This is a genomic window from Paraburkholderia ribeironis (assembly GCF_900019265.1).
GTDB classification, from domain to species: Bacteria; Pseudomonadota; Gammaproteobacteria; order Burkholderiales; family Burkholderiaceae; genus Paraburkholderia; species Paraburkholderia ribeironis.
The window spans coordinates 123,807-136,463 of the sequence record NZ_CYGX02000010.1; the positions used below are offsets into that span (position 1 = coordinate 123,807).

The following is a 12,657-nucleotide window of genomic DNA, read 5'->3' on the forward strand; positions in this document are numbered from 1 at the left end:
GCATCATGTTGTAGCGAGCGTTTTGCGCAGTGATCGCCGCCGCGCAAGCGAGATACCGAGCCCTCTTCAATCCCGACACATTCTGCCCATACCCGATTAACCGCCGATGTCCTCAGCCCCCGCCACCCACCGCTCCGATCGCCTGCCGCCCAATGGGCCACGCGAGCCGCACGGTGGCGCGCGCACGTCGCGGTGGATCGCGGTGCTGCTGGCGGTTGCCGTTCTGCACTGGCTCGCCGCACAGTGGTTCGAGCGCAATCGCGCGTCGCTCAGTCCGGCGGACCACGAGCACGTGCCGGTGCAGGTCGCGCTGCTGACACCCGAGCGGATCGAACGCAAACCCGCTGGCGCCGCTCCACCCGCACCGGCGCCAGCACCCGCCCGCAAGGCGGTGGCGCGCCCACCGCGCGAACATGTGTTGACCGCGCTACAGCCGGCGAGGCACGCCGAGCCGCCGGCTGCGGCTGCGGCATCGGACGCGGTGGCGAGCGCGCCAGCCGCAACGGCCGGCCCTCACGCGAACGACGCGAGCGCGAGCGCCACCAGCACGGCCAGCGCGCCCGCTACCGCCAGTGCGCCGCAAGCGTCGCCTGGCGTGAAGTTTTCGGTGCCGCCATCCGCGGAATTGCAGTACGACACGTTCTACAACGGCGTGCGCAACCAGCCCGGCACGATTCACTGGACCAGCAGCGCGCAAAGCTACGAGATGGTCGTCACCGTGCCGCTGCCGTTCGTCGGCGCATTCGTCTACTCGAGCCATGGCCGTATCGATGCATTCGGCCTCGCGCCGGATCAGTACATCGAAAAGCGCGGCCATCGGGCGGAAGACATTGCGATCTTCAATCGCACCGATAAAAACATCGGCTTCACGCGCACACCCGCCACGTTGCCGCTGCCGGACGGCGCTCAGGACCGCTTCAGCATGGTGATGCAACTCGCCAGCCTGGTGCGCGGCGACCCCACCGTCTACAAGCCGGGTGTCACGCGGCAGTTCTTCGTGGTCGATAGCGATAGCGGCGAAAACTGGCCGGTCGAGACGATTGGCGACGACACCATCCGCACGGCCCAGGGCTACCTCGAAACGCGTCATTTCAAAAGGCTGCCCCGCCATGACGGCGACATGCGCCGCATCGACGTGTGGCTCGCGCCGTCGCTCGGCTGGCTGCCGGCACGTATCGTTCAGACCGAACCGAATGGCACGCAATTCGAACTAATGTGGCGCGGCAAGCTCGCTCTCGACAGCGCGGGCTCGTCTGGCGGCGAGGGCAATGACGCTGACGCCGGCGGTTCGCCCTCTGCTTCGGCTTCGGCTTCGGCTTCGGCTTCGGCTTCGGCTTCGGCTTCATCTTCAGCTTCGCCTGCGCAATCGCCTGCGCAATCGCCATCGCCTGCGCCATCGCCGGACAATTCGACCAGCGCCGCGCCTGCTGCTCCATCGGCAATCGCGCCCGGCACCAGCGCTGCCGCACCGGTCGATTCGACCGAGCCCGTCATCATCAAACCCTGATCGCCCAGACCTGCTGCGCAGACCTGAACAGGGGCTCAAACAGATCGTCGAAACTTCGTCGACAACGCTGACTCGCAGTACCTGGTGCAACCGTTTGCGCGCGTGCAGCACAGATGACACAAAGTGCGTCAACCGTTGTCATCGAAACGGGACATCGCGCGAACGGATTCCTCCACCGCGTTCCCTTCAAGGAGCCCGCATGAAAGTGAACATCAACGGTATCGAAACGCGCTACGTGCTGAGCAATGAGGGCGGCGGCCCGTGGCTGACGTTCATCCATCAACTCGGCGGCGACCTGTCTGTCTGGGATCAGCTTGCCGGCTATTTCCGCGACGACTACACCGTGCTGCGCTATGACGTGCGCGGCCACGGCAAGACGGCGGTATCGGCTCAGCCGTTCGGCGTCATCGATCTGTCACGCGACCTGGCCGCGCTGCTCGATGCGCTCGATGCCCCCACGACCCATCTGGTCGGCATGTCGATGGGCGGCATGATCGCGCAGCAGTTCGCACTCGAGCACCCTGCACGCCTCGACAGTCTGACGATTGCCGACAGCAGCGCCGGGACGCCGCCGGAGGCGCGCTCCATGTGGGACCAACGTGCCCGTGCAGTGCGCACGGACGGCATGGCGACGCTGGTGTCTGCGACGTTGAGCCGGTGGCTGACGCCCGACTTCCAGGCAGCACATCCCGAAGCGGTCGAGCCGATCCGCGAAGTGCTGACGCAGACGTTGCCAGAAGGCTACGCGATGGCCTGCGAAGCGCTGCGCGATTTCGACGTCCGCGGTAAGCTGGCAAACATACGGTGCCCAACGTTGACCGTGGCGGGCCGCCACGATGTGGGCACGCCGCCTGCTACTACGCAGGCAATAGCAGACGCCATCGAAGGCGCACAGTTCGAACTGCTCGACGCCGCTCATCTCGCGCCCATCGAGCAATCTCACCGTTTCGCTGCACTGCTTGAAACGTTTCTTGAAAAGCCGGTCTAACCGGTAGGTTCGGAGGTTTTACGAGCGTCAATCCGGACCCACCCCTTGAATTCCACGTCACACGCTCCACCTATGGTGCAGAACCGGCCAGGAGCCAACGGAAATAAGGAGTGTCGCCATGCAAATGATCTACAACAGCCCCAACTATTGTGTCGTCGAGTTTCCGCCGCAGGAAGGTCAACTGGCCATGAAGTCGGGTGGCTACGAGATCGTCGACAAGAACATGCAACGCGAAATCTACATCGACGGTGCAATGGCGGCGCGTTTTCGCGAGCACGTGCAGAAGCTGATCGAAGGGGAACCCACGCTGGACGAGGTCGACGAATTTCTCGGTCAGTTCGATGTTCTGATGCAACAACCCGTGATCCTTCACTAACCACAGGGTTTGGCTTAACGTTTTTGGCGACCTACATCGACCGCGCCGTCCGGCCCCACCGGCGGCCCTTATAAGGCGGTCAGCATCAATCATACGGCCCCGCAGGCGTTTGCCTCGCCGGGCCGTTTTCTTTGGAGCCCGCGTTGACCGGCTGATGGTCCCGCCCGTTCCCCAGCTCCTCTCGGGCTCGGCCCCCGGTCATTCGCCTTTCGCGTTATCTTTCCCATCGAGCCCTCGTCCCGCCCGCCCGGCGTGACGGCTTCGCCCGCGCCGGGCGGATCCGCCCGGCAGCGGCTACAATGACAGGCTTCCCGAAAACGCCGGCGCAAGCCCTCGTCCGCCATGAACCAGCCTGCTCAAACCGCCACGCCAGTCCGTCCCGAGGTCGCCTACACGCGCGCCGCGGCACTCCCCGCGCTGCTCAAGTCGCGCATCCTGATCCTGGACGGCGCAATGGGCACGATGATCCAGCGCTACAAGCTCGATGAAGCCCGTTATCGCGGCGAGCGTTTCAAGGACTATGGGCGCGACGTCAAAGGCAACAACGAGTTGCTGTCGATCACCCAGCCGCAGATCATCGCCGAGATTCATGAGCAGTATCTGGCGGCGGGCGCGGACATCATCGAAACGAACACGTTCGGCGCGACCACCGTGGCGCAGGCGGACTACGGTATGGAAGCGCTTGCGGTCGAGATGAATCTCGCCTCGGCGAAGCTTGCACGCGCCGCGTGCGACAAGTATTCGACACCCGACAAGCCGCGCTTCGTGGCCGGCGCAATCGGACCGACGCCGAAGACTGCGAGCATTTCCCCGGACGTGAACGATCCGGGCGCGCGCAACGTGACCTTCGACGAACTGCGCGCGGCCTACTACGAGCAGGCGAAGGCATTGCTCGATGGCGGCGCCGATCTGTTCCTCGTCGAGACCATCTTCGACACGCTCAACGCCAAGGCCGCGCTGTTCGCACTCGACGAACTGTTCGAAGACACCGGTGAGCGTCTGCCGATCATGATTTCGGGCACCGTCACGGACGCCTCCGGCCGCATTCTGTCGGGCCAGACCGTCGAAGCATTCTGGAACTCGCTGCGGCACGCCAAACCACTCACGTTCGGTCTGAACTGCGCGCTGGGCGCCGCGTTGATGCGCCCGTACATCGCCGAACTGGCGAAGCTCTGCGATACCTACGTGTCCTGCTATCCGAACGCCGGTTTGCCGAATCCGATGAGCGACACGGGCTTCGACGAATTGCCCGCGGATACCTCGGGACTGCTGAAGGAATTCGCCGAGGCCGGTCTCGTGAACATTGCCGGCGGCTGCTGCGGCACGACGCCGGAGCACATCGCGGCGATCGCGCAGGCGCTTGCCGAAGTCAAGCCGCGCCAATGGCCGAACCAGTATCGCGACGCCGCCTGAGCCTGGCGGCCTGCACACCGGCCGCCGCTTTCGCGACATCGCAGCAGACGCACCAAGCCGTATCAAGCCGCACCCCGTCGCACCTCAACGCAAGCAATCGACTCGCACATACGCCATGACCGATCACACCATGCGCCTTGCCGGCCTCGAGCCGTTCAACGTCACGTCCGGGACGCTCTTCATCAACGTCGGTGAACGCACCAACGTGACCGGCTCGAAAGCGTTCGCGCGAATGATCCTGAACAACCAGTTCGACGAGGCGCTCGCGGTCGCGCGCCATCAGGTCGAAAACGGCGCGCAGGTCATCGACGTCAACATGGACGAGGCGATGCTCGATTCGAAAGCAGCGATGGTGCGCTTCATGAATCTGATCGCGTCGGAGCCGGACATCGCACGCGTGCCGATCATGATCGACTCGTCGAAGTGGGACGTCATCGAGGCGGGTCTGAAGTGCGTGCAGGGCAAGGCGATCGTCAACTCGATCTCGCTGAAGGAAGGCGAAGACGCGTTCCGCCATCACGCGAACCTGATTCGCCGCTACGGCGCGGCCGCCGTGGTGATGGCGTTCGACGAGCAAGGCCAGGCCGACACCTTCGAGCGCAAGACGCAGATCTGCAAACGCTCCTATGACGTCCTCGTGAACGAAGTCGGCTTCGCGCCGGAAGACATCATCTTCGACCCGAACATCTTCGCGATTGCCACCGGTATCGAAGAGCACAACAACTACGCCGTCGACTTCATCGAGGCGACGCGCTGGATCAAACAGAACCTGCCGTACGCGAAGGTGAGCGGCGGCGTGTCGAACGTGTCGTTCTCGTTCCGCGGCAACGACCCGGTGCGCGAGGCGATTCACACCGTGTTCCTCTATCACGCGATCCAGGCGGGGATGGACATGGGCATCGTCAATGCGGGCCAGCTCGGCGTGTATGCGGAGCTCGACGCGGAATTGCGCGAACGTGTCGAAGACGTGGTGCTAAACCGCCGCGAGGACAGCACCGACCGGCTGCTCGAAATCGCCGACAAGTACAAGGCCGGTGGCGCGAAGAAGGAAGAGAACCTCGAGTGGCGCAACCAGCCGGTCGAAAAGCGCCTGTCGCATGCGCTCGTGCATGGCATCACCAACTTCATCGTCGAAGACACCGAGGAAGTGCGCGCGAGGATCGCCGCCGAGGGTGGCCGTCCGATCAACGTGATCGAAGGCCCGCTGATGGACGGCATGAACATCGTCGGCGACCTGTTCGGTCAGGGCAAGATGTTCCTGCCGCAAGTCGTGAAATCGGCGCGCGTGATGAAGCAGGCCGTCGCGCATCTGATTCCGTTCATCGAGGAAGAAAAGAAGCAGTTGGCCGCGGCCGGCGGCGACGTGCGCGCGAAGGGCAAGATCGTCATCGCGACCGTGAAGGGCGACGTGCACGACATCGGCAAGAACATCGTGTCGGTGGTGCTTCAGTGCAACAACTTCGAAGTCGTCAACATGGGCGTGATGGTCCCGTGCAACGACATTCTCGCGAAGGCGAAGGTCGAGGGCGCGGACATCATCGGGCTCTCGGGGCTGATCACGCCGAGCCTCGAGGAGATGGCCTACGTCGCATCGGAAATGCAGCGCGACGACTACTTCCGCGTGAAGAAGATCCCGCTCCTGATCGGCGGCGCTACCACCTCGCGCGTGCACACCGCGGTGAAGATCGCGCCGCATTACGACGGTCCGGTGGTGTATGTGCCGGACGCGTCGCGCTCGGTGTCGGTGGCGTCGAGTCTCCTGTCCGACGAAGGTGCCGCGAAGTACCTCGACGAACTGAAGGCAGACTACGACCGCATCCGCGATCAGCACGCCAACAAGAAAGCCCTGCCGATGGTCACGCTCGCCGAAGCGCGGGCGAACAAGACCAGGATCGACTGGGCCAATTACCAGCCGGTCAAGCCGAAGTTCATCGGCCGCCGCGTGTTCAGGAACTTCGACCTGAATGAGCTCGCGAACTACATCGACTGGGGCCCGTTCTTCCAGACATGGGATCTCGCCGGCCCCTACCCGGCGATCCTGAACGACGAGATCGTCGGCGAATCGGCACGGCGCGTGTTCTCGGACGGCAAGTCGATGCTCGCGCGTCTGATCCAGGGCCGCTGGCTGCAAGCCAACGGCGTGATCGCGCTGTTGCCGGCCAATACGGTGAACGACGACGACATCGAAATCTACACGGACGAATCGCGCTCGGAAGTCGCGCTGACGTGGCGCAATCTGCGCCAGCAAAGCGTGCGGCCGGTGGTGGACGGCGTGATGCGACCGAACCGGTCGCTCGCCGACTTCATCGCACCGAAGGACTCAGGCATAGCCGACTACATCGGCATGTTCGCGGTGACGGCGGGCCTCGGCGTCGACGTGAAGGAACAGCAGTTCGAAAAGGATCACGACGACTACAGCGCGATCATGCTGAAGGCGCTCGCCGACCGCCTGGCCGAGGCCTTCGCCGAAGCGCTGCATGCGCGCGTGCGGCGCGACCTGTGGGGTTACGCGAACGCCGAATCGCTCTCCAACGACGATCTGATCGCCGAAAAATATCGCGGCATCCGCCCGGCGCCAGGCTATCCGGCCTGCCCGGACCACCTCGTGAAGCGCGATATGTTCGACGTTCTGCAAGCCGGCGAAATCAGCATGAGCGTGACCGAATCACTGGCGATGCTGCCGGCGGCCAGCGTCTCGGGCTTCTATCTGGCGCACCCGGACAGCACCTATTTCTCGGTCGGCAAGATCGGCGCGGACCAGCTCGAAGACTACGCACAGCGGATGTCGCTGTCGAAAAAAGACGCCGAGCGCGCGTTGGCACCGTTGCTATAAGCCTTGTGGCGGGAAACCCACCATATCGGATCTGAAAGGCTGAATATTTGCGGCAGCGTAATTTTCGGCTTTGTAGACTGAACCGGTTTTATCCCGCCAGACGCGGCCAGAACGCGTCGGCTCGTCCAATTGCAGTCGCCCACGGAGAAAATCGTATGAAGAAGAAGACGCTGACGCTGTTATTGACTGCTGTTTCGCTTGCGGCGGGCGCCTCGGCGGCGCTGGCGCAGCCCGCTGCGCCAGGCGGCGCCAGCCCGGTGAGTTCATATTCGCCACCGACCGAGAAACACGTCAAGAAGCCGAAGAAACAGCCAATGAAAAAAGCTGCGTCGGCTCCGATGGCCGCTCCGGCTGATGCCGCCAGCCAGTGAGCACGGTTGGGTCGGCCGGTTCAGACCTTTGAACGACGAAGAGCCCGCAGCGAGCGGGCTCTTTTCATTGGTGCGCCGAAGTTGGCGTCAGGCTTGGCGCGAGGGTCAGCGTTGACGGACGCGGCAGGCGCACGCCCCGAGCCGCGATCAAAGTCCCCAGACAATGTCCGCGTTGCCCTTCTGCGCGGCGCGCAGCATGTCGAGGAACGGATACGCGCGCTGCGCGAGCCCCGGCGGAATCTCGTGTGGCTCGTGGCCCTCTTCGCCTTCGTGGAAATGGCCTTCGTGCTCAGCACGTTCCTGCTTGTCGACGGCGATGGCCGCTTCGAGTTTGGTGATGGCCGGGCCCAGTTCGTCGTGCGTGATGACGCCGCGATGACCAAGCCGCTTGCCGACAATGCCGACCAAATAATTTGCCAGGTTCTCCAGCATGATGACATCTGGGCAGGCGCGGCATTTGAAAGTAATCAGCATGACTGCTCCCTTTTTCGTTATGTCGGATGGACGCTCGAGCACACCGAACGCGGCGGCCGGCGCGCGTTACGTCGACTCGCCGATCAGGCGCGGCGGCCAGGACCCATGCCGGGCATCTCATTGAACATATTAGCACCTGCTAAAATCCGTCTGGACGGAAAAGCGCGCCGCGCTGCGCGCGGCGAAGCGCGAGCAGCGTTGCAGGCCCGGCAGGCCGCAACCTCGCATGCCGCGGCAGCCGACGCCACTGCAAGCTGCCGTGCACCGCTTACCGCGTCGCACGCAACATGCCTGATGGCGTGCCCGACGTGCCCGATGCGCCCGATGCGCGGCGGCGGGCGCATCGCCACTTGCCACGCTTCTGATGAATCGGCCGCGCCTGCCGCGCGGCCGGCGCCTCTTCCGCATCACCGGATTGCCTCACTGGACTCGCAACAAGCATGCTGCCCGCACATAAACATACCCTCGAAACACTGTTCGCCGACACGGTCAAGCAAGTCGCGCTGGCCTCGCTTGGCGCGACCGAAGCCGCGTTCGTGTCGCCCACCATCACGCTGGAACGCCCCAAGGTCGCCGCGCATGGCGACGTCGCATGCAATGTGGCGATGCAGCTTGCCAAGCCGCTGCGCGCCAATCCGCGCCAGCTGGCGCAACAGATCGTCGAAGCGCTGCTCGCCCAGCCGCAGGCCAGCGGCCTGATCGAAACCGCCGACGTGGCCGGCCCCGGCTTCATCAACCTGCGCCTCACGGCCTCGGCCAAGCAGGCGGTGATTGCCGCCGTGTTCGCCGAACAGGCCGCGTTCGGCCGCTCGCAACGCGACGCCGGCAAACATGTGCTGATCGAATTCGTGTCGGCCAACCCGACTGGCCCGCTGCACGTCGGGCACGGCCGTCAGGCCGCGCTCGGCGACGCGCTCGCGAACGTGCTGGCCTCGCAAGGCTGGGACGTGCATCGCGAGTTCTACTACAACGACGCCGGCGTGCAGATCCACACGCTCGCGCTGTCGACCCAGGCACGCGCCCGTGGCCTCGCTCCCGGCGACGCAGGCTGGCCGGCGTCGGCCTACAACGGCGAGTACATCGCCGAGATCGCGAACGACTATCTGGCCGGCGCCACGGTGGCCGCGAGCGACGGCGAACCCGTCACCGGCGCGGGCGACGTCGAAGACCTCGAGGCGATCCGCCGTTTCGCCGTGGCGTACCTGCGTCGCGAACAGGACATGGACCTGCAGGCATTCGGCGTGAAGTTCGACCAGTACTACCTGGAGTCGTCGCTGTACACGGAAGGCCGGGTCGAGAAAACCGTCGAGGCGCTCGTCGCCGCCGGCACGACCTACGAGCAGGATGGCGCACTCTGGCTGCGCACCACCGACGACGGCGACGACAAAGACCGCGTGATGCGCAAGACCGACGGCACCTACACGTACTTCGTGCCGGACGTCGCCTATCACGTCGCCAAGTGGGAACGCGGCTTCACCAAGGTCATCAACGTCCAGGGCTCGGACCACCACGGCACGATCGCGCGTGTGCGCGCCGGCCTGCAGGGTCTCGGCATCGGCATCCCGAAGGGCTATCCCGACTACATCCTGCACAAGATGGTCACGGTGATGCGCAACGGCGAAGAGGTGAAAATCTCCAAGCGCGCCGGCAGCTACGTGACGGTGCGCGACCTGATCGAATGGTCGGGCGGCGCGCTGCCGGGCTCGGAAGCGGCGGTCGATCTGATCGACGAGGCAACCATTCGCCGCGGCCGCGATGCCGTGCGCTTCTTCCTGATTTCACGCAAGGCCGATACGGAATTCGTGTTCGACATCGACCTCGCGCTCAAGCAGAACGACGAAAACCCGGTGCACTACGTACAGTACGCGCACGCGCGGATCTGCTCGGTCATCGCCGAATCCAAGGCGCGCTACAACATGGACGAGACCACGCTCGCCAACGTCGACGTGGCGCCGCTCACCAGCGAACGCGCGATGGCGCTGCTGAACAAGCTCGCGGAATTCCCGGACATGCTGCAACACGCGGCCGACGAACTGGCGCCGCACGCGGTCGCGTTCTACCTGCGCGATCTCGCCGCGGAATTCCACTCGTTCTACAATGACAAAGCCGAACGCGTGCTGGTCGACGACGCGGCCGAACGCAATGCGCGCGTCGCGCTGCTTGCGGCCACGCGTCAAGTGTTGGCGAACGGTCTCGCGACGATCGGCGTCTCCGCTCCCGTCAAGATGTAACTCCTCCGGCGCAACATGCACGCGGCCGTCGTTATAATCGATGGCCGTTCCAGGATTCTTTTTGCAGGTGATTCGTACGATGGCAAAACCACGCCGCACAACAAAGCAATCGAAGCAAACCGGGGGCACTTTTCTCGGCATCGTGCTGGGCCTGATCGTCGGCCTTGCGATCGCGGTAGTGGTGGCGCTGTATATCACCCGTGCGCCTACGCCGTTCGTCTCGAAAGTGGCGCCGCCCGCGGCGCCGGACACCGGCGCGAGCCAGCCACAATACGACCCGAACCGTCCGCTGCAAGGCAAGACGCCAGGTCAGCCGGTCCCGCAGGCCGCGCAACCGGCGCCGCCGAACACCGCGCCGGGCCAGACCAATTCGCAGACCCAGGCGGGCATGCTCGAAGAACCGCAGATCGTCGAAGTGCCGCCGTCGGGCGCCACGTCGAACGGTACGGCGGTGGCGCCGAAGCCGTCGCAGGAAAACGAGACCGGCACGGCCGCCGCGCCAGCGAAGAAGCCGCAAGGCTCCAGCGCACCGGCCGCCACCGCGGCAGGCTCCGCGCCGAAGGGCACCATGGTCGCCAACGTCAAGCCCGGCTCGAACGCGGCACCGGCGCCGGCGCCGCTCGACGCGAACACCGGCTACTTCCTGCAAGTGGGCGCGTACAAGACCGCGGCCGACGCCGAACAGCAGCGCGCGCGTCTCGCGTTCCAGGGCTTCGAATCGAAGGTCACGCAGCGCGATGCGGGCGGCGTCACGTACTATCGCGTACGCATCGGGCCGTTCTCGAAGTTCGAAGACATGAATTCGAGCCGCCAGCGTCTGTCCGACGCGGGCGTGGATACCGCCGTGATCCGCTTCACCAAGCAGTAAATAAACGGTAATCGCCGGCCTGCGCCGCGCGCCGAACTATCGACGCGCAGCGCATGTCACACGCCGATGGACGATTCAAACGTCCCATACCGAATCCGCCAACGGTGACGGGCACTTGTGTGGCGCCACCGCTCTACCGCTTACCTGGGTCAATACACACATGAAAAAACTGCTGAGCATTCTGTTCCTCTCGCTGGGTCTGGTTGCCGCCACGGCGCAGGCTTCGCCGAGCGCGCCGGTGTCGGGCAAGGACTACACCGTGCTGGCCACGCCGCAACCTACCGACACGCCGGCCGGTAAGATCGAAGTTACCGAATTCTTCTGGTACGGCTGCCCGCATTGCAACGAGTTCGAACCGTACCTCGAAGCGTGGGTCAAGAAGCAGGGTCCGGACGTCGTGTTCAAGCGCGTGCCGGTCGCCTTCCGCGACGACTTCATACCGCACTCAAAGATGTTTCATGCGCTCGACGCGCTCGGCGTCGCCACGCAGCTCACGCCGAAAATCTTCAACGAAATCCACGTCAACAAGAACTATCTGATGACGCCGGAAGAGCAGGTCAAATTCCTCGCGAAGCAGGGCGTCGATCCGAAGAAATACATGGAGGCGTATAACTCGTTCTCGACGCAAAGCGCGCTGCAGAAAGACAAGAAGCTGCTCGAAGACTACAAGATCGACGGCGTGCCGACGCTGTCCGTGCAAGGCAAGTATGAAACCGGTCCGGCCGCGACCGGCACCTTGCCGGGCACCCTCCAGGTGCTCGACTATCTGGTGGCGCAAGTGCGCACCAAGAAGATGTAAATGCAGGGACGAGACGCCGGAATGAGTTCACCGCTGAAGGTTTTCATTACCGGCGCCTCGAGTGGCATCGGCCTCGCGCTCGCTGACGAATATGCCCGGCGCGGCGCGATTCTCGGCCTCGTTGCCCGTCGCGGCGACGCCCTCGCCGCCTTCCAGCAGTCCCATCCGCACAACACCGTCTCCATCCACGCCGTCGACGTGCGCGACGCCGAGGCGCTCGCCGAAGCGGCCGCGCAGTTCATCGCGCAACACGGCTTGCCCGACGTCGTGATCGCCAACGCCGGCGTCAGCCGCGGCGCGCTCACCGGTCACGGCGATCTACGCACCTTCCGCGAAGTGATGGACATCAACTACTTCGGCATGGTCGCCACCTTCGAGCCGTTCGCCGCCGCGATGGCCGCCGCGAAGCGTGGCACGCTGGTCGGCATCGCCAGCGTCGCCAGTGTGCGTGGCTTGCCGGGTTCGGGCGCGTATAGCGCGTCGAAGTCGGCGGCACTCAAGTATCTCGAGGCGTTGCGCGTCGAGATGCGGCCGTGCGGTGTCGGCGTGGTCACCATCGCGCCCGGCTATATCCGCACGCCGATGACCGAACACAATCCGTACAGGATGCCGTTCCTGATGGACGCCGACCGTTTCGCGGCGAAGGTCGCACAGGCCGTTGCGCGCCAGACGGCTTTCGCGGTGTTCCCGTGGCAGATGCGCATCGTCGCGATGTTGCTGCATGTGCTGCCGCGCTGGCTCTACGACCGCGTGTTCGAACGCGCGCCGCGCAAGCCGCGCGCCGCCGTCGAGTAAAT

General features: G+C 64.5%; 11 protein-coding genes. 10 read left to right on the plus strand and 1 reads right to left on the minus strand.

The genetic code is table 11. The features are described from left to right. The first annotated feature begins 106 nt into the window (after window positions 1–106). From BN2475_RS05320 to BN2475_RS05345, 6 genes are all read left to right on the plus strand, one after another. Window positions 107–1,507, plus strand: a complete 1,401-nt coding sequence (locus BN2475_RS05320) for a DUF3108 domain-containing protein (RefSeq protein WP_094778506.1) — start codon at window positions 107–109, stop codon at window positions 1,505–1,507. A 199-nt stretch (window positions 1,508–1,706) separates the two neighbouring features. Next, complete coding sequence (locus BN2475_RS05325) at window positions 1,707–2,495, plus strand: alpha/beta fold hydrolase (protein WP_094778507.1); 789 nt, start codon at window positions 1,707–1,709, stop codon at window positions 2,493–2,495. A gap of 118 nt (window positions 2,496–2,613) precedes the next feature. Then, window positions 2,614–2,871: a BTH_I0359 family protein gene (locus BN2475_RS05330; RefSeq protein ID WP_094778508.1), complete on the plus strand. Its 258-nt coding sequence runs from the start codon at window positions 2,614–2,616 to the stop codon at window positions 2,869–2,871. Window positions 2,872–3,213: 342 nt separating this feature from the next. Continuing rightward, window positions 3,214–4,284: a homocysteine S-methyltransferase family protein gene (locus BN2475_RS05335; protein WP_094778509.1), complete on the plus strand. Its 1,071-nt coding sequence runs from the start codon at window positions 3,214–3,216 to the stop codon at window positions 4,282–4,284. 61 nt (window positions 4,285–4,345) lie between these two features. After that, the gene (gene metH / locus BN2475_RS05340; protein WP_281254182.1) at window positions 4,346–7,117 is read left to right on the plus strand and encodes a methionine synthase; all 2,772 of its coding nucleotides are present in this window, start codon (window positions 4,346–4,348) and stop codon (window positions 7,115–7,117) included. Window positions 7,118–7,272: 155 nt separating this feature from the next. After that, window positions 7,273–7,488 carry an acid-shock protein gene (locus BN2475_RS05345; RefSeq protein WP_094778511.1) on the plus strand — a complete coding sequence of 72 codons (216 nt, stop codon included), beginning with the start codon at window positions 7,273–7,275 and terminating at the stop codon, window positions 7,486–7,488. 147 nt (window positions 7,489–7,635) lie between these two features. Here the strand turns inward: BN2475_RS05345 and BN2475_RS05350 are convergent, their stop codons facing one another. After that, window positions 7,636–7,962 carry a DUF1840 domain-containing protein gene (locus BN2475_RS05350; protein ID WP_094778512.1) on the minus strand — a complete coding sequence of 109 codons (327 nt, stop codon included), beginning with the start codon at window positions 7,960–7,962 and terminating at the stop codon, window positions 7,636–7,638. 440 nt (window positions 7,963–8,402) lie between these two features. Between BN2475_RS05350 and argS the strand changes: the two genes are divergently transcribed. The 4 genes from argS to BN2475_RS05370 all read left to right on the plus strand — a co-directional run bounded on the left by argS (window position 8,403) and on the right by BN2475_RS05370 (window position 12,655). Then, entirely contained in the window at window positions 8,403–10,193 is a 1,791-nt protein-coding gene (gene argS, locus BN2475_RS05355; RefSeq protein WP_094778513.1) for an arginine--tRNA ligase, read from the plus strand. Between the two features lie 61 nt (window positions 10,194–10,254). Further along, window positions 10,255–11,061, plus strand: coding sequence for an SPOR domain-containing protein (locus tag BN2475_RS05360; RefSeq protein ID WP_094778565.1), 807 nt, complete (start codon window positions 10,255–10,257; stop codon window positions 11,059–11,061). 160 nt (window positions 11,062–11,221) lie between these two features. Next, window positions 11,222–11,860 (plus strand): thiol:disulfide interchange protein DsbA/DsbL, encoded by a 639-nt coding sequence (locus tag BN2475_RS05365; protein ID WP_094778514.1) that lies wholly within the window; start codon window positions 11,222–11,224, stop codon window positions 11,858–11,860. 21 nt (window positions 11,861–11,881) lie between these two features. After that, the gene (locus BN2475_RS05370; protein WP_094778515.1) at window positions 11,882–12,655 is read left to right on the plus strand and encodes an SDR family oxidoreductase; all 774 of its coding nucleotides are present in this window, start codon (window positions 11,882–11,884) and stop codon (window positions 12,653–12,655) included. The last annotated feature ends 2 nt before the right edge of the window (window positions 12,656–12,657 follow it).

Bases quoted from the DNA above. Each gene is read 5' to 3' on its own strand.
- BN2475_RS05320 (WP_094778506.1), top strand. From the start codon at position 107: ATGTCCTCAGCCCCCGCCACCCACCGCTCCGATCGCCTGCCGCCCAAT.
- BN2475_RS05325 (WP_094778507.1), top strand. From the start codon at position 1,707: ATGAAAGTGAACATCAACGGTATCGAAACGCGCTACGTGCTGAGCAAT.
- BN2475_RS05330 (WP_094778508.1), top strand. From the start codon at position 2,614: ATGCAAATGATCTACAACAGCCCCAACTATTGTGTCGTCGAGTTTCCG.
- BN2475_RS05335 (WP_094778509.1), top strand. From the start codon at position 3,214: ATGAACCAGCCTGCTCAAACCGCCACGCCAGTCCGTCCCGAGGTCGCC.
- BN2475_RS05345 (WP_094778511.1), top strand. From the start codon at position 7,273: ATGAAGAAGAAGACGCTGACGCTGTTATTGACTGCTGTTTCGCTTGCG.
- BN2475_RS05350 (WP_094778512.1), bottom strand. From the start codon at position 7,962: ATGCTGATTACTTTCAAATGCCGCGCCTGCCCAGATGTCATCATGCTG.
- argS (WP_094778513.1), top strand. From the start codon at position 8,403: ATGCTGCCCGCACATAAACATACCCTCGAAACACTGTTCGCCGACACG.
- BN2475_RS05365 (WP_094778514.1), top strand. From the start codon at position 11,222: ATGAAAAAACTGCTGAGCATTCTGTTCCTCTCGCTGGGTCTGGTTGCC.
- BN2475_RS05370 (WP_094778515.1), top strand. From the start codon at position 11,882: ATGAGTTCACCGCTGAAGGTTTTCATTACCGGCGCCTCGAGTGGCATC.